At 71.6% G+C, this 18,420-nt stretch carries 19 protein-coding genes and 1 riboswitch; of the genes, 4 read left to right on the top strand and 15 right to left on the bottom strand.

The genetic code is table 11. The features are described from left to right. Positions 1-275 precede the first annotated feature (275 nt). Positions 276-995: a response regulator gene (locus tag BW949_RS04080; protein WP_076363602.1), complete on the bottom strand. Its 720-nt coding sequence runs from the start codon at positions 993-995 to the stop codon at positions 276-278. A 140-nt stretch (positions 996-1,135) separates the two neighbouring features. Here BW949_RS04080 and mce point away from each other — a divergent pair, with 140 nt between their 5' ends. Next, positions 1,136-1,540, top strand: coding sequence for a methylmalonyl-CoA epimerase (mce, locus tag BW949_RS04075; RefSeq protein ID WP_076363601.1), 405 nt, complete (start codon positions 1,136-1,138; stop codon positions 1,538-1,540). Positions 1,541-1,556: 16 nt separating this feature from the next. On the opposite strand, the gene cobF is transcribed toward mce, so the two are convergent. From cobF to cbiE, 6 genes are all read right to left on the bottom strand, one after another. Beyond that, complete coding sequence (gene cobF / locus BW949_RS04070; protein ID WP_076363600.1) at positions 1,557-2,297, bottom strand: precorrin-6A synthase (deacetylating); 741 nt, start codon at positions 2,295-2,297, stop codon at positions 1,557-1,559. 70 nt (positions 2,298-2,367) lie between these two features. After that, positions 2,368-3,126 carry a uroporphyrinogen-III C-methyltransferase gene (gene cobA / locus BW949_RS04065; protein ID WP_076363599.1) on the bottom strand — a complete coding sequence of 253 codons (759 nt, stop codon included), beginning with the start codon at positions 3,124-3,126 and terminating at the stop codon, positions 2,368-2,370. Then, the gene (locus BW949_RS04060; RefSeq protein WP_076363598.1) at positions 3,123-4,454 is read right to left on the bottom strand and encodes a cobyrinic acid a,c-diamide synthase CobB; all 1,332 of its coding nucleotides are present in this window, start codon (positions 4,452-4,454) and stop codon (positions 3,123-3,125) included. The genes cobA and BW949_RS04060 overlap by 4 nt, the downstream gene beginning before the upstream one ends. After that, on the bottom strand, positions 4,451-5,230 hold the full coding sequence (gene cobM / locus BW949_RS04055) for a precorrin-4 C(11)-methyltransferase (protein ID WP_076363597.1): 780 nt from the start codon (positions 5,228-5,230) through the stop codon (positions 4,451-4,453). The genes BW949_RS04060 and cobM overlap by 4 nt, the downstream gene beginning before the upstream one ends. Next, on the bottom strand, positions 5,227-5,577 hold the full coding sequence (locus BW949_RS04050) for a cobalamin biosynthesis protein (RefSeq protein ID WP_076363596.1): 351 nt from the start codon (positions 5,575-5,577) through the stop codon (positions 5,227-5,229). Before BW949_RS04050 ends, cobM begins: the two co-directional genes overlap by 4 nt. Further along, the gene (gene cbiE / locus BW949_RS04045) at positions 5,574-6,755 is read right to left on the bottom strand and encodes a precorrin-6y C5,15-methyltransferase (decarboxylating) subunit CbiE (RefSeq protein WP_076363595.1); all 1,182 of its coding nucleotides are present in this window, start codon (positions 6,753-6,755) and stop codon (positions 5,574-5,576) included. The genes BW949_RS04050 and cbiE overlap by 4 nt, the downstream gene beginning before the upstream one ends. Here cbiE and BW949_RS04040 point away from each other — a divergent pair. Further along, the gene (locus BW949_RS04040; RefSeq protein WP_076363594.1) at positions 6,754-7,506 is read left to right on the top strand and encodes a cobalt-precorrin-6A reductase; all 753 of its coding nucleotides are present in this window, start codon (positions 6,754-6,756) and stop codon (positions 7,504-7,506) included. The two genes, cbiE and BW949_RS04040, sit on opposite strands and share 2 nt — an antisense overlap. On the opposite strand, the gene cobJ is transcribed toward BW949_RS04040, so the two are convergent. The 6 genes from cobJ to BW949_RS04010 are packed head-to-tail and all read right to left on the bottom strand — an operon-like array spanning position 7,485 to position 14,372. Continuing rightward, complete coding sequence (cobJ, locus tag BW949_RS04035) at positions 7,485-8,222, bottom strand: precorrin-3B C(17)-methyltransferase (protein WP_076363593.1); 738 nt, start codon at positions 8,220-8,222, stop codon at positions 7,485-7,487. The genes BW949_RS04040 and cobJ overlap by 22 nt on opposite strands. After that, entirely contained in the window at positions 8,219-8,989 is a 771-nt protein-coding gene (cobI, locus tag BW949_RS04030) for a precorrin-2 C(20)-methyltransferase (protein WP_076363592.1), read from the bottom strand. Before cobI ends, cobJ begins: the two co-directional genes overlap by 4 nt. A 3-nt stretch (positions 8,990-8,992) precedes the next feature. Continuing rightward, a complete protein-coding gene (locus tag BW949_RS04025) occupies positions 8,993-9,622 on the bottom strand; it encodes a precorrin-8X methylmutase (protein WP_076363591.1) in 630 nt (209 codons plus the stop codon). Then, entirely contained in the window at positions 9,612-12,896 is a 3,285-nt protein-coding gene (cobN, locus tag BW949_RS04020; protein ID WP_076363590.1) for a cobaltochelatase subunit CobN, read from the bottom strand. Before cobN ends, BW949_RS04025 begins: the two co-directional genes overlap by 11 nt. Positions 12,897-12,903: 7 nt before the next feature. Then, positions 12,904-13,938: a cobalamin biosynthesis protein CobW gene (gene cobW / locus BW949_RS04015; protein ID WP_076363589.1), complete on the bottom strand. Its 1,035-nt coding sequence runs from the start codon at positions 13,936-13,938 to the stop codon at positions 12,904-12,906. Continuing rightward, positions 13,935-14,372 carry a DUF1636 family protein gene (locus tag BW949_RS04010; protein ID WP_076363588.1) on the bottom strand — a complete coding sequence of 146 codons (438 nt, stop codon included), beginning with the start codon at positions 14,370-14,372 and terminating at the stop codon, positions 13,935-13,937. Before BW949_RS04010 ends, cobW begins: the two co-directional genes overlap by 4 nt. A gap of 97 nt (positions 14,373-14,469) precedes the next feature. Then, a riboswitch (cobalamin riboswitch) is annotated at positions 14,470-14,687 on the bottom strand. 42 nt (positions 14,688-14,729) lie between these two features. On the opposite strand from BW949_RS04010, the gene cobO reads away from it, so the two are divergent. After that, positions 14,730-15,347, top strand: a complete 618-nt coding sequence (gene cobO, locus BW949_RS04005) for a cob(I)yrinic acid a,c-diamide adenosyltransferase (protein ID WP_076363587.1) — start codon at positions 14,730-14,732, stop codon at positions 15,345-15,347. Then, positions 15,347-16,789 carry a cobyric acid synthase gene (locus BW949_RS04000; protein ID WP_076363586.1) on the top strand — a complete coding sequence of 481 codons (1,443 nt, stop codon included), beginning with the start codon at positions 15,347-15,349 and terminating at the stop codon, positions 16,787-16,789. The genes cobO and BW949_RS04000 overlap by 1 nt, the downstream gene beginning before the upstream one ends. On the opposite strand, the gene bluB is transcribed toward BW949_RS04000, so the two are convergent. After that, a complete protein-coding gene (gene bluB, locus BW949_RS17125; protein WP_076363585.1) occupies positions 16,786-17,409 on the bottom strand; it encodes a 5,6-dimethylbenzimidazole synthase in 624 nt (207 codons plus the stop codon). The genes BW949_RS04000 and bluB overlap by 4 nt on opposite strands. Continuing rightward, positions 17,410-18,405: a threonine-phosphate decarboxylase CobD gene (cobD, locus tag BW949_RS17120; protein ID WP_076363584.1), complete on the bottom strand. Its 996-nt coding sequence runs from the start codon at positions 18,403-18,405 to the stop codon at positions 17,410-17,412. It lies immediately after the preceding gene. Positions 18,406-18,420 lie beyond the last annotated feature (15 nt).

Here is an 18,420-nt window from a genome sequence, read left to right as displayed (position 1 = left end):
GCGGCAAAAAGCGGGGGGCAGGGAAGGCAGGCTGCAAGGGATGCCGTGCCCCGAACGGTGGGGTGTCGGCGCCCGGCATGCCCGCGCGGGCGGGGCCTTGAGGCTGAGGGGGCGCAGGCATGACACCAGGCACCGCAGGGCCGCAGGGAGGAAATGCAGGCATGACGGCGGTGCGGCAGGCGGCCCGTGCGGCAGGCGGCCCATGCGGCAGGCGGCCCATGCGGCAGATGAGATGGGCTGTGCGCGGGGCCCGGAACCGGGCGGAAGGCGCGTTTCTAGATCACGGCGCCGGTGGACAGCCGCTGGTCCACCAGACCGCGCAGGCGCTCGACCTCCTGGGCATGGGTATTGCCGGTCTGGCGCGAGCGGGCCAGATGCGCGGCGGCGGCGGCCAGATCCTCGTCGCGGGCGGAACGGGCCACGCCGCCCAGGAATTGCGCCACGTAATCCAGAACCGAACCGTCAGGCGCCCCCGACAGCACGTCGGCCACATGGCTGAGATCGTCACGCAGGGCCAGCGGATCGGGCGAGATCGCATCTTCGGCCGGGGTGGCGACCGCGCGCAGGGGCGTCTGTTCGGTCGGAAGGGCCGAGATGATGGCCTTCTGGAAGGCCATCAGGCTTTCGACGGGCTTGGCCAGGAACCCGTCGGCCCCGGCGGCCAGAGCGGCCTCGCGCCCGTCGGGGTCGCCCGAGGCGCCCAGGATCACCGGCACCCGCACCGGGGCATGGGTCAGTTCGTCGATCAGATCGACGCCCGACCCGTCCGGCAGGCCCAGATCCACGATCACCACGCCGGGGCGATAGACCTGAAGATGGCGCCGGGCCGAGCGCAGGCAATCGGCGCGGCGGATGCGCGCGCCCGATCGGAGGCAGAGCAGTCGCATCGCCTCACAGGCGAAGCGACTGTCCTCCACCACGAGAACCGTCAGCCCCACCAGAGGGCGGTTCGACGGAACAGGATATGCGCCAGCAAGAATAGGATCGTCGCCCATCGTCGCACCATGAACATCGGAACAAGCAGAATCGCTTTCATCCAGTAAAGACCGGGAAAGGATAATGCGGAGTAAACGCGCCCGGTCTTGCCCGGCCGGCGCCTGCCCGCTAGACCCCGGACAACCACAAGGAGGAGCCGATGATCGGACGTCTGAACCATGTCGCCATTGCCGTGCCGGACCTGACCGCCGCCGCCGAGCAATACCGCAGCACCCTGGGCGCCAAGGTCGGCGCGCCTCAGGACGAACCCGATCACGGCGTCACGGTGGTGTTCATCGAACTGCCCAACACCAAGATCGAGCTGCTCTATCCGCTGGGCGAGAATTCCCCGATCCAGGGCTTTCTGGACAAGAACCCCTCGGGCGGCATCCACCATGTCTGCTACGAGGTCGAGGATATCCTGGCCGCGCGCGACCATCTCAAGGCCAGCGGCGCGCGCGTGCTGGGCACGGGCGATCCCAAGATCGGCGCGCATGGCAAGCCGGTCCTGTTCCTGCACCCCAAGGACTTCAACGGCTGCCTGATCGAGCTGGAGCAGGTCTGAGAAGGGCTTCGGGGGCTCAGCCCCGCCGCATCAGATAGATGTCCATGATCCAGCCGTGGCGTTCGCGCGCCGCGGCTCTTTTCGTGCGGATCTCCTCGGCCACCTCGGCCAGCGGGCCCGCGACCGAGATTTCCTCGCTCATCCCGGCATAGGCCGTCCACCAGATCTGGATGCCCGCGGGGTCCAGCGTGGCAAAGCTCATCTCGCCGTCCAGCATCACCGCCACCGTGTCGGCCGCGGGCGGCCAGCCGTGGTCGCGGAGCTGGCGCCCGGTGGTGATGACGACCGGCGCGCCGATGTCGTTGAGCGGGATGCGATGCGCCGCGGTCAGCGCCTGAAGCGAGGTGATCCCCGGCACCACCGTCAGCTGCGGCGCCGGCGACAGCCGCCCGGCAATGCGCAAGGTGCTGTCATAGAGAGAGGGATCGCCCCAGACCAGAAGCGCCACCGTCTGCGGGGCATGCGGGGCGCAGGCTTCGGCCCAGCAGCGCGCGATGGCATCGTGCCAGGCCTCGACGCGGGCGCGATAGTCGGCGATGGCGGGGTCGCGCACCGGCAGGTCGAATTCCACGATTCGGGTGGCGGGATTGGTGACCAGCTCGGCGCAGATCGCCCGGCGCAGCGCGGCCAGGTCGGATTTCTCCGCGCCCTTGCGCGGGATCAAGATCACGTCGGCGCGGTTCAGCGCGCGCGCGGCCTGGGCGGTCACATGCGCGGGGTTCCCGGTCCCGATGCCGATCAGAAGAAGGTTCTGCATGTGCTCTCCATGAACGCGAGGTGGCGCCGGACGGGGCCGCGCCGAGCGGGGCCACCGGGCGCGGCGCAAGTCAAGTTTCGCCCTCCGTGGCCGGGCCGTCGGCCAGCGCGCCATAAAGCACGATCGCGGGCGCGGCGGGCCCCGCGGGGGTGTCGCGCAGCTGTGCGGCCAGATCGGCCAGCGGCGCGCGGGTCAGGCGCTGCTCGGGCGTCGACACGCCCTCGGCCATCAGCGCGGGCGTGTCGGGCGGCAGCCCTGCCGCGATCACCCGCGCGGCCAGTTCGGCGAAGGTGCGGCGTGCCATGTAGACGACCGTGGTCGCCTGCGGATCGGCCAGCGCGGCCAGGTTCAGCTCCTCGGGCAGGGCGCCGGTCACGTCATGGCCGGTCACGAACTGGAGCCGCCGCGCCGTCAGCCGCCGGGTCAGCGGGATCTCGGCCGCCGCCGCCGCCGCCGAGGCCGCGGTGACGCCGGGCACGATCTCGTAGCCGATGCCGGCGGCGCGCAGCGCGGTGATCTCCTCCTCGAGCCGGCCGAAGATGCCCGCATCCCCCGACTTCAGCCGCACCACGCGCGCGCCGGTGGCGGCGTAATCGACCAGCAGGCGGCTGACGTGATCCTGCCGCGGCGAGGCGCGCCCGGCGCGTTTGCCCACGCCCACCAGGTCGGCGCCGGGGCGGGCATGTTCCAGGATCGGCCCGGCCGAGAGGTCGTCGAACAGGATGGCGTCGGCCTCGGCCAGACGGCGCGCGGCGCGCAGGGTCAGAAGGTCGGGGTCGCCCGGACCCGAGGACACGAAAGACACGAAGCCTTTGGCGGGTTCGCTCATGGAGCCTCCGCGATCAGATGGAAGAACGATCCGGTGACCTGTCCGCGCCGCGAGCCCGTCTCGGGGGTCTCGGCGCCATTGGCATCGGTCACCCGTGCCAGCGCCGGATCGGGCTGGGACAGGATGGTGGCATAGTGAAACTCGTGGCCCAGCAGGGCGCGCCCCGCGGCATGGCCGGGAAGCGGGGCGTGCAGTTCGGCGCGCCGATAGCCCAGATGCAGGCGGCGCTGCGCGAACGAGGTCTCGAGCCCCAGGAGCCCCAGCATCCGGTGGCGCGTGCCGTCCTTGTCGATCAGCCCCGCGCCCAGCACCATGTAGCCGCCGCATTCGCCATGCACGGGGCGGGTGCGGGCGATCTCGGTCATGCCGGCGCGGAAGGTCTCGGCCGCGGCCAGCCGGCCGGCGTGCAATTCGGGATAGCCGCCCGGAAGCCACACCAGATCGGCATCGGGGTCGGGGGCCTCGTCGGCCAGCGGCGAGAAGGGCAGGATCTCGGCGCCCGCGGCGCGCCATTCGGCCAGAAGATGCGGGTAGATGAAGGAAAAGGCCGTGTCGCGGGCCAGCGCGATGCGTCCGCCCGGCGCCTGCGGGCGGGGCGGTGTGTGCGGCGGGGTCTGTGGTGGCGCCAGGGTGGGCCGGGCCGCGGCCAGAAGCGCGTCCAGGTCCAGATGCTGCGCGGCAAAGGCGCCCAGCCGTTCGAGATGCGCATCCAGCGTGGCATGTTCGCCGGCCTGCACCAGGCCCAGGTGACGTTCGGGCAGGCCCAGGCTTTTCTCGCGCGGCATGACCCCCAGCACCGGGATTTCGGCCTCGTCCATCGCGCTGCGCACCAGGGCCTCGTGCCTGGCCCCGGCGACGCGGTTCAGCACCACGCCGGCCAGATGCACGCCGGGCCGATGCGCCGCCATCCCGCGGGCCAGCGCCGCGGCGGTCTGCGCCTGCCCCGAGACATCCAGGACCAGCACCACCGGCCAGCCGGTCAGCGCGGCAATGTCGGCGCTGGCGCCGGTGCCGGTGGCGCCCGGCTGCGCCACCCCGTCGAAAAGGCCCATCACGCCTTCGGCCAGCGCCAGATCGGCGCCCGCCGCCTGCGCCAGTTGCGCGGCAAGGCGCGGTTCCGTCATCGCCCAGCTGTCGAGGTTGAACGACGCCCGCCCCGCGGCGGCGGCATGGAAGGCCGGGTCGATGTAATCGGGCCCGCATTTGAACGGCGCCACGTTCACGCCCCGCGCGCGCAGCGCCGCCAGGATGCCCAGCGTCAGCGTGGTCTTGCCCGCGCCCGAATGGGTGGCCGCGATCACCAGACCGGGGGGAAGCGGCCGGCTCATTCCTCGGGGAACCTCGGGGCGGTGCCGACGGGGCGATAGCGGCGGTCGTAATCGCCCGCATAAAGGCGGCTTTCGTCAAACTCCTCGGCGCCGAGACTGTGGCCCACCAGGATCAGCGCGGTGCGCTCAAGCTCGGGGCCGAGGCTTGCCGCCAGCGTGCCCAGCGTCGCGCGCACCACCCGCTGATCGGGCCAGGAGGCGCGCCAGACCACGGCCACCGGACAGTCGGGCCCGTAATGGGGGGTCAGCTCGGCCAGCACGCGGTCCAGGACATGGATCGACAGATGGATGGCCAGAACCGCGCCGGTGCGGGCGAAATTCTCCAGCGTCTCGCCCGCGGGCATGGGGCTTGCGCGCCCCGAGGTGCGGGTCAGCACCACCGATTGCGCAACGCCCGGCAGGGTGAGTTCGGCGCCCAGAAGGGCCGCGGCGGCGGCAAAGGAGGGCACCCCCGGCGTCACGTCATAGGGAATGCCCAGGGCGCGCAGGCGGCGCAATTGCTCGCCCATGGCCGACCACACCGACAGATCGCCCGAATGCAGCCGCGCCACGTCCTGACCTGCGGCATGGGCGGTCTCGATCTCGGCGATGATCTGGTCAAGCGACAGCGGCGCGGTGTTGACGATCCGCGCGCCGGGCGGGCAATGCGCCAGCAGCGCCTCGGGCACCAGCGACCCGGCATAGAGACAGACCGGGCAGGCCGCGATCAGGTCGCGCCCGCGCACGGTGATCAGATCGGCCGCGCCGGGGCCTGCGCCGATGAAATGAACGGTCATGGGGTTTCCTCGTGAAGGGCAAGGGCCGCGGTGGCGCGGCCGCAGGGCGAGACCCGGCGCGGCCCCAGAAGCCGGGCGCCGGGGCCAAGGGCGGCCAGCGCCAGCGCCTCGGCCACCGATCCGGTGCCGAAGCGCGACAGCAGGCGCGGCGATTGCGTGGGGGTTTCGATGCCGCGGATCGCGGCTTCGGGCAGGGCGCGCACGGGCGGTCCCAGCCGCATCGCGGTCAGCGCCGCGGCGCGGGCCTCGAGGGTGACCAGCGCGTCCACCCCCTCAAGGCCGCCCAGCGCGGCGCGCACCGCTTCGGCCGGCGTGCCGGCGCGAAATCCGATCCCGGCCACCTTCATCGTGTCACGCTCCATTGCACGATGGGGCGGGCGCGGTCCCAGCCGCGGACGGGGCCGAGGGGGGCCTCCTGGGCGATCTCGATCCGGGTCAGGCTGCCGCCGCGCAGGGGCGGCTGCGCAAGATAGAGCGCCTCGGTGTCCAGCGTGACCGCATTGCCCACGATGCGCGTGCCGGGCGGCACCAGATCCCACAGCGCATCCAGAACGGCCGCCGTGACGCCGCCGCCCAGAAAGACCGCATCGGGCCGGGGCAGGGCCGAAAGTGCCTCGGGGGCGCGGCCGGCATGGACCCGCAGCCAGTGGCCCAGCCCGAAGCTTTCGGCATTGGCGGCGATGTTGGCGCGCCGGCTCTCGCGGGGTTCCAGCGCCTCGGCGCAGCCGCCCGAAAGGCACCATTCCACCGACACCGAGCCCGAGCCCGCGCCGATGTCCCACAGACGCTCGCCCGGTCGCGGCGCTAGAACGGCCAGCGTCAGCGCCCGCACCGCGCGCTTGGTGATCTGCCCGTCATGGGCAAAGAGATCCTCGGGCAGGCCGGGGCTGCGCGGCAGGCCGGCGGCGCCTGCGACCTCGATCGCCACGGCGACGGGCGCGGCGATCCCGTCCAGATCGAAGCCCTGGGCGGTGGTTTCGCGCTGGCGTGCGCGCGGCCCGCCCAGTGCTTCGAGGACATGGAGCCGCGACGGCCCGAACCCCTGCTCGGTCAGCCAGCGCGCAAGATCCGCCGGGGCCGCGCCGTCGCGCAAGGTCACGATCAGCCGCGCGCCGCGGGTCAGGAGCGGGCGCGCCCGCGCGAAGGGGGCGGCGTGCAGGCCCAGGCAGAGCGTGTCCTCGAGCGGCCAGCCCAGCCGGGCCGCCGCCAGCGAGAACACCCCCGGCGCGGGATGCGCGATCCATTCGTCGCGCGGCAGGCGGCGGGCGATCCCCGTGCCCGCGCCCAGCCAGAACGGATCGCCCGAGACCAGCGCCACCACGCGCTGGCCGCGGCAGGCCAGCAGCGGATCGAGCGAGAAGGGCACCGGCCAGGGCCGCCCGCGGTCGCCCACCCCGGCAAGGGCAAGATGCCGCGGCCCGCCGAAGACGATCTGCGCGGCCTCCAGCGCGGCGCGGCTTGCGCAGCCCAGCCCCTCCGGGCCATCTTCGCCCAGACCGATGATCGTGAGCCAGGGATCAGCCATGCCCACCCCCAAGGCCCTTCTGCTGGGCGGCACCACCGAAGCCAGCCGGCTGGCCCGCGCGATGGCCGAGGCCGGCATCGCGGGTGTCTTTTCCTATGCCGGGCGCACCGACCGGCCGGTTGCCCAGCCGCTGCCCACGCGGGTGGGCGGTTTTGGCGGGGTGGCGGGGCTGGTGGAGTTCCTGCGCGCCGAAGCCATCACCCATGTGATCGACGCCACCCATCCCTTTGCCGCGCAGATGAGCCGCAACGCGGTCCTGGCCTGCGCCGAGGCGGGCGTGCCGCTTCTGGCCCATGAGCGCGCGCCCTGGGCGCCGGGGCCGGGCGACGACTGGCGCCGCGTGCCCGATCTGGCCGCGGCCGCCGCGGCGCTGCCCGTGCAGCCCACGCGTGTCTTCCTGGCCATCGGGCGGCAGAACCTCGAGGTCTTTGCCGCGCGTCCCGAACATCATTACCTGCTGCGGCTGGTCGATCCGCCGCAGGACGCGCTGCCGCTGCCGCGGGCCGAGGCGGTGATCGCGCGCGGCCCCTTCGATGTGGCCGGCGATCTGGCGCTGATGCGCGGCCACCGGATCGCGCTGATCGTGGCCAAGAATGCCGGCGGTGCGGGCGCGCGCGCCAAGCTCGAGGCCGCGCGGGCCCTGGGCCTGCCGGTCATCCTGATCGACCGGCCCGCCGTGCCCGACCGGCCCGTGACCGACCGGCTCGAGGAGGTGCTGGCCTGGCTGGGTCATGCCCGCCTCGGGGTGTAGACCCAGGGGCCCACGCGCCGGGTCAGCGAATTGCCCACGATCACCATGGTGCGCATGTCCGCCATCTCGGGGCGGGCCTCGGCCAGGGTGACGGTGCGCAGCTCCTCGTCGGGGGTGCTGACGGCGCGGGCAAAGGTGATGAGGCGGCCCGGCTCGCAGCATTCGCGCAGGATCTCGAGCACGCGGCCGAAGCCCTCGGGGCGGGCGCGGCTGCGCGGGTTGTAGAAGGCCATGGCGAAATCGGCATGCGCGGCGGCGCGCAGGCGGGTTTCGATGATCTCCCAGGGCTTGAGGTTGTCCGACAGGTTGATGGCGCAGAAATCATGCCCCAGCGGGGCGCCGGCGCGGGCGGCGGCGGCCAGCATCGCGGTGATGCCGGGCAGGATGCGGATGTCGAGCGTTTCGGCATCGGCCCGGCCCTCGAGCGCCTCGAAGATGGCGGCGGCCATGGCAAAGACACCCGGATCGCCCGAGGACACCACGACCACGCGCCCGCCCGCCGCAGCCAGGTCCAGCGCATGGCGCGCGCGGTCGATTTCCTCGCGGTTGTCGGAGGGGTGCAGCCGCAGCCCCGGACGCGGCGCGATCCGCGCCACATAGGGAATATAGCCCAGGATATCCGTGGCCTCGGCCAGGGTGGCGGAAACCTCGGGGGTGATCAGCGCCTCGTTGCCCGGACCCAGGCCGGCAACGGCGATCCAGCCTTGCGCGTTCATGCGTTCACCTCTGCTTCGGTCCCGTCCACTTCGGTCCCGTCCACTTCGGGGCGGCGGCCGTGACCATGCACCAGCACGATGGAGAAATAGGGCAATGTCGCGTCGGGCACATCCCGCAGCAGGGCAACGCGCTGTCCCGGCATGGTGGCGCGCTCGACCACCCAGGCGGCGTCGGCCTTGCCGGCGGCGGCCAGCGCGCGGCGCAGCTTGGGCAGGTGCTGGCCGATCTTCATCACCACCACCGCATCGGCGGCGGCGATATGGCGGGTCAGCTCGGCCTCGGGCAGCGTGCCCATGACCACCGACAGCACGTCATCGCCCCAGGTGATGGGCTGGCCCGTCGCCGCCCAGGCGCCGGCCATGCCCATGATGCCGGGGATCACCTCGATCTCGCGCGTGTCGCGCAGGCGCGAATGCAGATGCATGAACGAGCCATAGAGAAAGGGGTCGCCCTCGGCCAGGACCACGACATCCTCGGTCTCGGTCAGGCGGCGCAGCCTGTCGGCCCAATCGTCGTAGAAGGCGGCCAGGATGCGGTTGTAGTCGGGGCTGTCGAAGGGGATCTCGGTCGTGACCGGATATTCCATCGCATGTTCGGTTGCGCCTTCGGGGATCAGCCCCTCGACGATGCGGCGCGCCTGTCCGGCCCGGCCCGCCTTGCGGAAATAGGCGATGTGGCGCGCCGAGGTGATGGCGCGATGGGCGCGCACCGACATCAGATCGGCGCCGCCGGGGCCCAGGCCCGCGCAGATGATCCGTCCGGCCATGCGTTATTCCACCCGGCAGGCAAGGGCGTTGATCGCCGCCACGGTGATGGCCGAGCCGCCCAGCCGCCCCTGCACGATCATCGACGGCACCGGCGGGTCCGCCATCAGCGCGTCCTTCGATTCGGCAGCGCCGACAAAGCCCACCGGACAGCCGATGATCGCCGCGGGGCGCGGGCAAGCGGGGTCTTCGAGCATGTTCAGCAGATGAAAGAGCGCGGTCGGCGCATTGCCGATGGCCACGACCGCGCCCTCCAGATGCGGGCGCCACAATTCCAGCGCCGCGGCCGAGCGGGTGTTGCCCATCTCGCGCGCCATCTCGGGCACGCGCGGATCGTTCAGCGTGCACAGGATCGGGTTGTCGGCGGGCAGGCGCTTGCGGGTGATGCCTTCCGAGACCATGCGCGCATCGCACAGGATCGGCGCGCCGCCCTCCAGCGCCGCGCGCGCCGCGATGGCCATGCCGGGGGTGAAGCGGACCGAAGCTTCCAGCCCCACCATCCCCGCGGCATGGATCATGCGCACGACCACGACCTCTTCCTCGGGGGTGAAACGCGCCAGATCGGCCTCGGCGCGGATCGTGGCGAAGGATTGGCGATAGATCGCGGCGCCGTCCTTTTCATAGCTATGGGGCATCTTGCGCCTTTGTCCTTCCGGTTTCCTCGAGATCCGCCGCGATCGCGTTGCGGCGGGTCGTCCACAATCCCGCGGCCCGCAGCGCGGCGAACCTCTCGCGCAGCGCGGCCAGCGCCTCGGGGTTCGCCGCGGCCATGAAGGCCACGATCTCGTCGCGCCCCAGCGTCGCCTCATAGGCAAGGTCGAACAGGTGATCGGGCACGGCGCGGGTCAGATGCGCGAAAGCGGCCAGATGGTCAAGCGTGGCGGCAATCTCGGCGGCGCCGCGAAAGCCGTGCGGGCGCAGGCCGTCGGCCCAGTCGGGGTTGGCCAGCCGGGCGCGGACCACGCGGGCGATCTCCTCGGTCAGCAGGCGCGCGCGCGGCGCTTCGGGGCGGGTGGCGTCCAGGTGATAGAGCTGCGGCGCTTGCGCCCCCAGATGCGCCATGGCGGCGGCAAGCCCCCCCTCGTGGGCGGCATAATCGGACGCCAGCAGAAGGTCGGTTTCCGCCAGATCCTGCACATGGGCAAAGGCATCCGAGCCGCGCAGGCGGTCTTCGAGGGCGGCGCGTGCGGGCACCGATTGCCCGGCCGCGTCGATCGCCCATTCCGACCCGCGCAGCCAGGCTTCGCCCGCCGCGGCGCGGCCCGCGTCGGAATAATCCTCGAGCGCGGCGGTCATGCCGATGCCGTAAAGCCCCGGCCGCGGCCCGAAGACCCGCGGCACGCGCAGGGTATAGGGGTTCTCGGCGGCGGGCTCGTCGCGTTCGGCCAGCGCCGCGCAGCCGGCCTCGAACATCTGCGCCAGCCCCGGAAAGATGTCGCGGAACAGCCCCGAGACCCGGAGCGTCACGTCGATTCGCGGCCGGCCCAGAAGCGCGGGGGGGATCACCTCGAAGCCCGCCAGCCGCCCCGAGGTCGCGTCCCAGCGCGGCGCCAGTCCCGCCAGATGCAGCGCCATGGCGAATTCCTCGCCCGCGGTGCGCATCGAGGCCGAACCCCAGAGGTCGATCACCAGCCCGCGCGGCCAGTCGCCGTTGTCCTGAAGATGGCGGCGCAGAAGCTCCTCGGCCAGCTTCACGCCCTGGGCATGGGCGGCCTGCGTCGGCACCGCACGCGGATCGACCGAGAAGAGGTTGCGCCCCGTCGGCAGCACGTCCGAGCGCCCCCGATAGGGCGAGCCCGACGGCCCCGATGCCACGCGCCGCCCCGCCAGCGCGGTCAGAAGGCCCGCGGTCTCGTTCGGGGCCTGGCCGTAGACATGCAGCCCCTCGCCATACTGGCTTTCCTTGATGTCGCAGACGAAGCGGTCGATCCGGGTGATGGCCTCGGCTGCGCCGGCCGCGGCGGGGATGCCCAGATCGCTTTCGACACCGGCGGCGCGGGCCTCGGTGCGGATGTCGGCGATCAGCCGGTCGCGGCGGGCGGGGTCCAGCCCCTCGGCGGTGGAATATTCGTCAAGAAGCCGCTCAAGACCGTGCAGGTTGTCCGGCAGGCGCGTCTGGCCCAGCGGCGGCGGCATGTGCCCCAGCGTCACCGCCCCGATGCGGCGGCGCGCCTGCGCGGCCTCGCCCGGGTCGTTGACGATGAAGGGATAGATCACGGGCAGGGGGCCGATCAGCGCCTCGGGCCAGCACAGACCCGAGAGCGCCACCGACTTTCCCGGCAGCCACTCCAGCGTGCCATGCGCCCCCATGTGGATCAGCGCGTGCAGCTCCTGGCTGGCCAGCCACAGATAGAAGGCCACATAGCCGTGCCGTGGCACCCGCGCCAGATCGTGATAGCTGTCGTCGCGGTCGGCCAGATCGCCGCGTTCGGGTTGCAGTGCGACCAGCGCCGCGCCGCGGTGAACGGCGGCAAAGCGGAAGGCGCCATCGGTCACGGCGGGGTCGTCCTCGGGGGCGCCCCAGGCGTCATGCAAGGCGGCGCGCAGGCTCTCGGGCAGGGCGGCCAGCGCCTGGCGATAGGCCGAAACCGGCCAGTCCAGGCGCGATGTGCGCAGCGCGGGGCCCAGATCCTTGTCCAGATCCGCGCCCAGATCGGCTCCGGTGTCGATGGCGTGGCCGGCGTCGGCCAGCGCCCGCAGAACCGCGCCGGTCGAGGCCAGCGCATCAAGGCCCACGGCATGGCCCAGTTGCCAGTCCTTGCCGGGATAGGTCGACAGGATCACCGCCACGCGCCGGTCGGCGGGCGCCACCTGCCCCAGTCGGTGCCAGCCGGCCACCCGCGCGCCGATGGCACGGATGCGCTCGGGGTCGGCGCGGTGGGCGAAACGGGCATATTGCAGGTCGGGGTCGCGCCGGCCCGGCGACTTGAAGCTGGCGACGCCCGCGAAGATGCGCCCGTCGACCTCGGGCAGGACGACATGCATGGCCAGATCGGCCGGCGACAGGCCGCGCTCGGCCCCCGCCCAGTCGCGCCGCCGCGCGGTCGAGAGCGCGACCTGGAAGACCGGGCAGCCCGGCGCATCGAGCGGCGAGACACCGGTTTCGTCGCGCCCCGAAAAGGCGGTCATGTTGACCAGCGCCGCGGGCGCCAGCGCCGTCAGCGCCGCGGTCATCCAGCCGGCGGCCTCGGGCGCCTTGAGCGAGGGCGCAAAGACCCCCACCGCCTGAAAGCCGCGGGCCTCCAGCTCGGCGATCATGGCGTCGATCGGGTCGGTGTCGGCCGCGGTCAGATAGGCGCGGTAGAAGGTGACCGCCGCAACGGGGCGGCCGTCGGGCGCAGGCGCAGACACCACGCCGCGGCCGGGCAGGTAATGGCCGCAATCGGGCACGGTCTTCTCGCCCACGACCGGGCCGGCATAAAGCCCCGCCGCCAGTGCCAGCTGCGCCAGCGCCGCCTGGGCCGCGACCGCGCCGCCCGCATCGCACAGCGCGGAAAGCCGGCGCAGGGTCGACACCGGCAGCGTGGACAATTCGTCCAGCCGGGGGTCTTCGCGCCCGTCGCCGGGCAGGATCGCCAGCGCGATGCCCTTGCGCCGCGCCAGATCCTGCACCGAGGCCAGCCCATAGGGCCAGTAGCTTTCCCCCCCGATCAGCCGGATCAGGATGCCGCGCGCGCCCGACAGCGTGCGCTCGATATAGGTGTCGACCGACAGGGGATGGCGCAGCGCCACCAGATTGGCCAGCCGTGCGCTGGGCAGCGCCCCCGCCGCCCGGTGCCAGCCCGCCGCAAACGCCCCCAGATCGCTGTCGGAGAAGGACAGCACCACCAGATCTGCGGGATCCTGCCCCAGATCGGTGGGGGTCTCGGTCTCCTCGAGGCCGTGGCTTTCGCGGAAGACGACGTGCATCGGCGCCTCAGATCCAGAGTGCGTGGCGCACGGCGCCGGGGTCCAGATCGCCCGTTTCGGCGATCACGACCAGTTGGCCCTGGCGCGCGCCTTCTTCCCAGGGACGGTCGTATTGCACGCGCACGCGCGCGCCCACCGCCTGCACCAGAAGGCGCATGGGCTTGCCCGCCACCGCCACATGGCCCTTCACCCGCAGGATGCGGTGTTCGCGCGCCAGCTTCTGGATGGCTTCTTCCAGGGCATAGACCTCGGTGATTTCGGGCAGGTCGACGACGATCGAGGCGAAGTCGTCGTGTTCATGGTCGTCGGCGCCGTCATGATGCGAGGGGCGCGCCTCCAGATCGGATTCGGCCGCCGCCTCGAGTCCCAGGATCACGCGCGCATCAATGCCCCCGTCCACGCATTCGAGAATGGGCACCGGGCGCGGCATCTCGGCCTCGATGGCCTTGCGCGCGGCGGCCACGCCGTCGGGGCCGGCCAGATCGGCCTTGGTCAGCAGCACGATATCGGCGCAGGCGATCTGGTCCTCGAAGACCTCGGACAGGGGCGTCTCGTGGTCCAGCCCTTCGTCGGCGGTGCGCTGGGCCTCGACGGCGGCGACATCGGGGGCGAAGCGGCCCGCGGCCACGGCCTCGGCATCGGCCAGCGCGATCACCCCGTCGACGGTGATGCGCGAGCGGATCGCCGGCCAGTCGAAGGCCTTGAGCAGCGGTTTCGGCAGCGCCAGCCCCGAGGTCTCGATCAGGATATGCTCGGGCGGCTGGGGCAGGGCCATCAGCGTCTCGATGGCGGGGATGAAATCGTCGGCCACGGTGCAGCAGATGCAGCCATTGGCCAGTTCGAGAATGGCGCTTTCGGGGCAATTGGCATCCGAACAGCCCTTCAGGATGGCGCCATCCACGCCCATCGTGCCGAATTCATTGACCAGAACGGCCAGCCGGCGGCCGCCGGGATTGGCCATCAGGTGCCGGATCAGCGTGGTCTTGCCCGAGCCCAGAAAGCCGGTGATCACGGTGACGGGGATCTTCGCCAGAGAGGTCATGTGCGCTCCGATTTCTGGGGCTGAGGGGGCTGAAGGTCTTGGGCCTGCGGGTCTTGGGCCTGGGTGTCTTGGGGCCGGGATTTCTGCGGCAGGGGCGGAATGCGCGCGATCACCTGCTTGCGCAGGATCTCGGGGCGTTCGCGCCAGGGGATCTGACCGTCTTCGGTGGCATGATACCGCGCGGCGCCGTCCAGAAGCTGGTCGACATGGGTTTCGGGGTGAATGTCGCCGTAGACATAGCTCCACTTGCCCGGCGCCCCGATCGAGACCGCGCAGCCGCGCCCGCAGGCCGACAGGCATTCCACCGCGCGCAGGCTGACGCCCTCGGGCAGGGGGGCTTTGGACAGCGCGGCGTGAAGCTGGGCGCCGGGGCGCGGGCCGGCGGGATCGGCATCGGTGCGCCGGCAGGTCGTGCAGACCGTGATGACCGTCATCTGCGGCCCCTTCCTTCGGTTCTGGCGGGGGGATGAGGCCGAACGGGCCCGCGCGCAGGCGGCGGGGTCCAGTCGGTCGCGGAACACCCCGTCCGCCCGTTCACGTCCTGCGCTGGCAGGTCTCCCGGCTTGCGGATCCAGGGCGCGCTTGCGGGGCGCCCAACGCTCGCCCGGCCTTCCCGGCCCGTGGGGGCCAGTGGCAATGGGCGACCTTTCCGGTCACGGTCGCGGGGGCGGCTGCGTTTCGGGCCGGGGCCCACTCGCATTCCCTCTTGGCCTGTCCTATGGTGCAGGGCCAGCGCGGCGCCACCTGATGCAAAGCGCCCCCCCTTGTCAAGCCATCCGGAGACGCCCCTGATGACCCCGCCCGAGGACACCGAGACCCGCCACGCCGCCAAGATGGCCAAGAAGAAGGCCGCGCGCGACAAGATCATGGCGGGCAAGGCCGGCGAGAAGGGGCTGATCATCGTCCACACCGGCACCGGCAAGGGCAAGAGCTCGGCCGCCTTCGGGATGATCCTGCGCTGCATCGCCCATGGGATGCCCTGCGCGGTGGTGCAATTCATCAAGGGCGCCTGGGACACCGGAGAACGGCGCCTGCTGACGGCGAATTTCGGCGATCTGTGCCAGTTTCATGCGATGGGCGAGGGCTTCACCTGGGAAACCCAGGACCGCGCGCGCGATATTGCCGCCGCGCAGGCGGGCTGGGAACGCGCCAAGGAGCTGATCCGCGACCCCGATCTGCACATGATCCTTCTGGACGAGATCAACGTGGCAATCCGTTACGAATATCTGGATATTGCGGAAGTCCTGGATTTTCTGGCGAACGAGAAGCCGCCGCTGACCCATGTTGTCCTGACTGGCCGCAACGCGCACGAGGATTTGATCGCCGCGGCCGATCTGGTGACCGAGATGACGCTGGTCAAGCATCCGTTCCGCTCGGGCGTGAAGGGCCAGCCGGGGGTCGAATTCTGATGCCTGCCCTGATGGTGCAGGGCGCGGGCTCGAACGTGGGGAAATCATTGCTGGTGGCGGGGCTGTGCCGGGCGGCGCGGGCGCGCGGGCTGTCGGTGGCGCCGTTCAAGCCGCAGAACATGTCCAACAATGCCGCCGTGACCGCCGATGGCGGCGAGATCGGGCGGGCGCAGGCGTTGCAGGCGCTGGCGGCCGGGATCGAGCCGCAGAATGACATGAACCCGGTCCTGCTCAAGCCCGAAAGCGAGACCGGCGCGCAGGTCGTGGTGCAGGGCAAGCGCCTGACCACCACGCGCGCGGCTGATTATGCCGCGATCAAGCCGCGGCTGATGGGGGCGGTTCTGGACAGCTTCGCCCGGCTGAGCGCAGGGCACGATCTGGTGATCGTGGAAGGCGCGGGCAGCCCGGCCGAGGTCAATCTGCGCCGCAATGACATTGCCAACATGGGCTTTGCGCGCGCGGCTGACGTGCCCGTGATCCTGGCCGGCGACATCGACCGCGGCGGCGTCATCGCGCAGATGATCGGCACGCAAGCGGTGCTGGACCCCGCCGATGCGGCCCTGATAAAGGGGTTTCTCATCAACAAGTTCCGCGGCGACCCGCGGCTTTTCGACGACGGCTATCAGATGATCGCGGCGCGCACGGGCTGGCAGGGCCTGGGCGTCCTGCCGTGGTTTGCCGATGCGGTCAAGCTGCCGGCCGAGGACGCGCTGGATCTGCGCTCGGGCGGCGGGACGGGCGGCTTTCACATCGCCTGTCTGGTGTTCTCGCGGATCGCCAATTTCGACGATCTCGACCCGTTGGCGCAGCATCCGGGCGTGCGGCTCAGCATGGTGCAGGCGGGGCAGGCGCTGCCGGGCGACGTCGATCTGGTGATCCTGCCGGGCTCGAAATCGACGCGCGGGGATCTGGCCTTCCTGCGTGAACAGGGCTGGGACGTGGACCTGCGCGCGCATCTGCGGCGCGGCGGGCATATCCTGGGGATCTGCGGCGGCTATCAGATGCTGGGGCGCAGCATTTCCGACCCGCAGGGGATCGAGGGTCCGCCCGGCACAGATGATGGTCTGGGTTTTCTGGATATCCAGACAATAATGACAGAACAGAAAAAGCTGACACGCGTCAGCGCCACCGATCCCGCGGGGCGACCCTTCGCGGGCTACGAGATCCATATCGGCCGCTCCGAAGGGGCCGATTGCGCGCGGCCCTTCGCCCATGTCGCGGGGGCGCCGGAAGGGGCGATCTCGGCGGATGGGCGGGTGATGGGCAGCTATCTGCACGGGATGTTCGCCGACGACGCCTTTCGCACCGCCTTCCTGAACGGGCTGGGTGCGCAGGTGGGCACCGCGCGCTATGGGCAAGGGGTCGAGGCGACGCTCGATGCGCTGTCGGCGCATATGGCGCGCCACCTCGATCTGGACGCGATCTTCGCGCTGGCGCGTTAGCGCAGCTCCCAGGTGGTGGGGATGTTCTCCTGCCAGCCCTTGCGGTGCAGAAGCGGCAGGTCATCTTCGAATTCCGGGCGGCCCAGGCACAGATAGGCCGAGAATTCCCAATCTTCGGGAACCTCGAAAATGCGTTCCATTTCCGCCGGATCGACGATCGACACCATGCCAAGACCCAGGTTTTCGGCCCGCGCGGCCAGCCAGAGCGTATAGACCGCCATCGCGGTGGACTGGCGCAGGGTCTCGGGCATGGTCTGACGGCCCAGACCCGCGCCCTCGGCCGGATCCTTGACGGTGAAGACCGCCAATTGTTCGGGCGCGCGGTCGATCCCGGCCAGCTTCAGTTCGCCATAGGCGCTGGCCTGCGCGCCGGTATAACCCGCCCCTGCCGCGGCGCGGCAACGTTCGAATTCGGCACCGACGCGGGCGCGCAGATCGGGGCTCTTGACGCGCAGGACGCGCCAGGGCCGGGCATTGCCGACCGAAGGCGCCATCTCCATGGCCTGACGCAGCCGCTCGACCACCGGCTCGGGGATCGGGTCGGGGTGGAAATGGCGCACGTCGCGCCGCCAGCGCAGGATCTCGAGCAACGTGGCGGATTGTTCGGGGGAAAATTCCATTCAGTCGGTTCCTTCGAGAGCGGCAGCAAGCCGCGTCCATTCGGTTTCGGTGCCGGGCAGGCCCAGCCGCAGCCAGCCGGGGCGGGCGGAAAAGGCGCGCGTCCAGATCCGGGCGCGGGCCAGACGCTCCTGCGCGGCCAGCCCGTCGCCGGTCTGATAGGTGCGAAAGAGCGCGGTGCCGCCGACCAGGGTCCAGCCCGCGCCCGCCGCCAGCGCATCGAGACGCGCGGTCTCGGCGACAAGGCGCGCGGTGCTGGCCGCGGTCCAGGCGCGGTCGGCCAGCGCGGCGCAGCCGATCTCGATCGCGGCGCCCGAGACCGGCCAGGGCCCGGCCAGATCCGATAGCGCGGCGATGTCGTCGGGATGGCCCAGAACGAACCCCAGCCGCACCCCGGCCAGCCCCCAGAACTTGCCGAACGAGCGCAGCACGAACAGCCCGCGCACCCCGGCCTGCGGGGCCAGCGACAGGCCCGGCACAGGGTCGGCAAAGCTTTCATCGACCACCAGCCGCCCGACCTGCCGCGACAGGCGCAGAAGGGCCTGCGGGTCGTGGCTCTGGCCGTCGGGGTTGTTGGGATTGACCACCACCGCCAGATCCGCGCCGGCCAGCGCGTCGAGCGTGGCGACCTCGGTCACCGCCCAGCCGGCCGCGCGCAGGGCCCCGGCATGTTCGTTGTAGGTGGGGCCCAGAACGCGCGCGCGTCCGGGGCGGCCCACCCGCGGGATCAACTGGATCGCGCCCTGCGCGCCGTTCAGCGCCAGGATCGCGGCCGGGGTGGCGAAGGCCGAAGCCGCCACCGCGGTCAGGCGCTCCTGCGCGGCGCGGGTCGGCAGATCGGTCCAGGCGGCGGGCGAAAGCGGCGGCAGCGGATAGGGCTGGCGGTTGATCCCGGTCGACAGGTCGATCCAGTCCTCGCCCCCGAACCGGCTGCGCGCCGCGTCGAGATTGCCCCCGTGCTCGCGCGGGCGGCGCGGGGGCAGGGTCGTGTCGGTCATCTTGGGTGTGGTCCC

The organism is Phaeovulum vinaykumarii (assembly GCF_900156695.1).
GTDB classification, from domain to species: domain Bacteria; phylum Pseudomonadota; class Alphaproteobacteria; order Rhodobacterales; family Rhodobacteraceae; genus Bieblia_A; species Bieblia_A vinaykumarii.
This window is presented reverse-complemented; position numbering and strand designations above follow the sequence as displayed.

Coding starts and splice junctions, on each gene's coding strand:
- BW949_RS04000 (WP_076363586.1), top strand. CDS start 15,347: ATGCCTGCCCTGATGGTGCAGGGCGCGGGCTCGAACGTGGGGAAATCA.
- cobD (WP_076363584.1), bottom strand. CDS start 18,405: ATGACCGACACGACCCTGCCCCCGCGCCGCCCGCGCGAGCACGGGGGC.
- cobF (WP_076363600.1), bottom strand. CDS start 2,297: ATGCAGAACCTTCTTCTGATCGGCATCGGGACCGGGAACCCCGCGCAT.
- BW949_RS04050 (WP_076363596.1), bottom strand. CDS start 5,577: ATGAAGGTGGCCGGGATCGGATTTCGCGCCGGCACGCCGGCCGAAGCG.
- cobM (WP_076363597.1), bottom strand. CDS start 5,230: ATGACCGTTCATTTCATCGGCGCAGGCCCCGGCGCGGCCGATCTGATC.
- BW949_RS04025 (WP_076363591.1), bottom strand. CDS start 9,622: ATGCCCCATAGCTATGAAAAGGACGGCGCCGCGATCTATCGCCAATCC.
- bluB (WP_076363585.1), bottom strand. CDS start 17,409: ATGGAATTTTCCCCCGAACAATCCGCCACGTTGCTCGAGATCCTGCGC.
- cbiE (WP_076363595.1), bottom strand. CDS start 6,755: ATGGCTGATCCCTGGCTCACGATCATCGGTCTGGGCGAAGATGGCCCG.
- mce (WP_076363601.1), top strand. CDS start 1,136: ATGATCGGACGTCTGAACCATGTCGCCATTGCCGTGCCGGACCTGACC.
- BW949_RS04040 (WP_076363594.1), top strand. CDS start 6,754: ATGCCCACCCCCAAGGCCCTTCTGCTGGGCGGCACCACCGAAGCCAGC.
- cobJ (WP_076363593.1), bottom strand. CDS start 8,222: ATGAACGCGCAAGGCTGGATCGCCGTTGCCGGCCTGGGTCCGGGCAAC.
- BW949_RS04080 (WP_076363602.1), bottom strand. CDS start 995: ATGGGCGACGATCCTATTCTTGCTGGCGCATATCCTGTTCCGTCGAAC.
- cobI (WP_076363592.1), bottom strand. CDS start 8,989: ATGGCCGGACGGATCATCTGCGCGGGCCTGGGCCCCGGCGGCGCCGAT.
- cobW (WP_076363589.1), bottom strand. CDS start 13,938: ATGACCTCTCTGGCGAAGATCCCCGTCACCGTGATCACCGGCTTTCTG.
- BW949_RS04060 (WP_076363598.1), bottom strand. CDS start 4,454: ATGAGCCGGCCGCTTCCCCCCGGTCTGGTGATCGCGGCCACCCATTCG.
- cobO (WP_076363587.1), top strand. CDS start 14,730: ATGACCCCGCCCGAGGACACCGAGACCCGCCACGCCGCCAAGATGGCC.
- cobA (WP_076363599.1), bottom strand. CDS start 3,126: ATGAGCGAACCCGCCAAAGGCTTCGTGTCTTTCGTGTCCTCGGGTCCG.
- BW949_RS04010 (WP_076363588.1), bottom strand. CDS start 14,372: ATGACGGTCATCACGGTCTGCACGACCTGCCGGCGCACCGATGCCGAT.
- cobN (WP_076363590.1), bottom strand. CDS start 12,896: ATGCACGTCGTCTTCCGCGAAAGCCACGGCCTCGAGGAGACCGAGACC.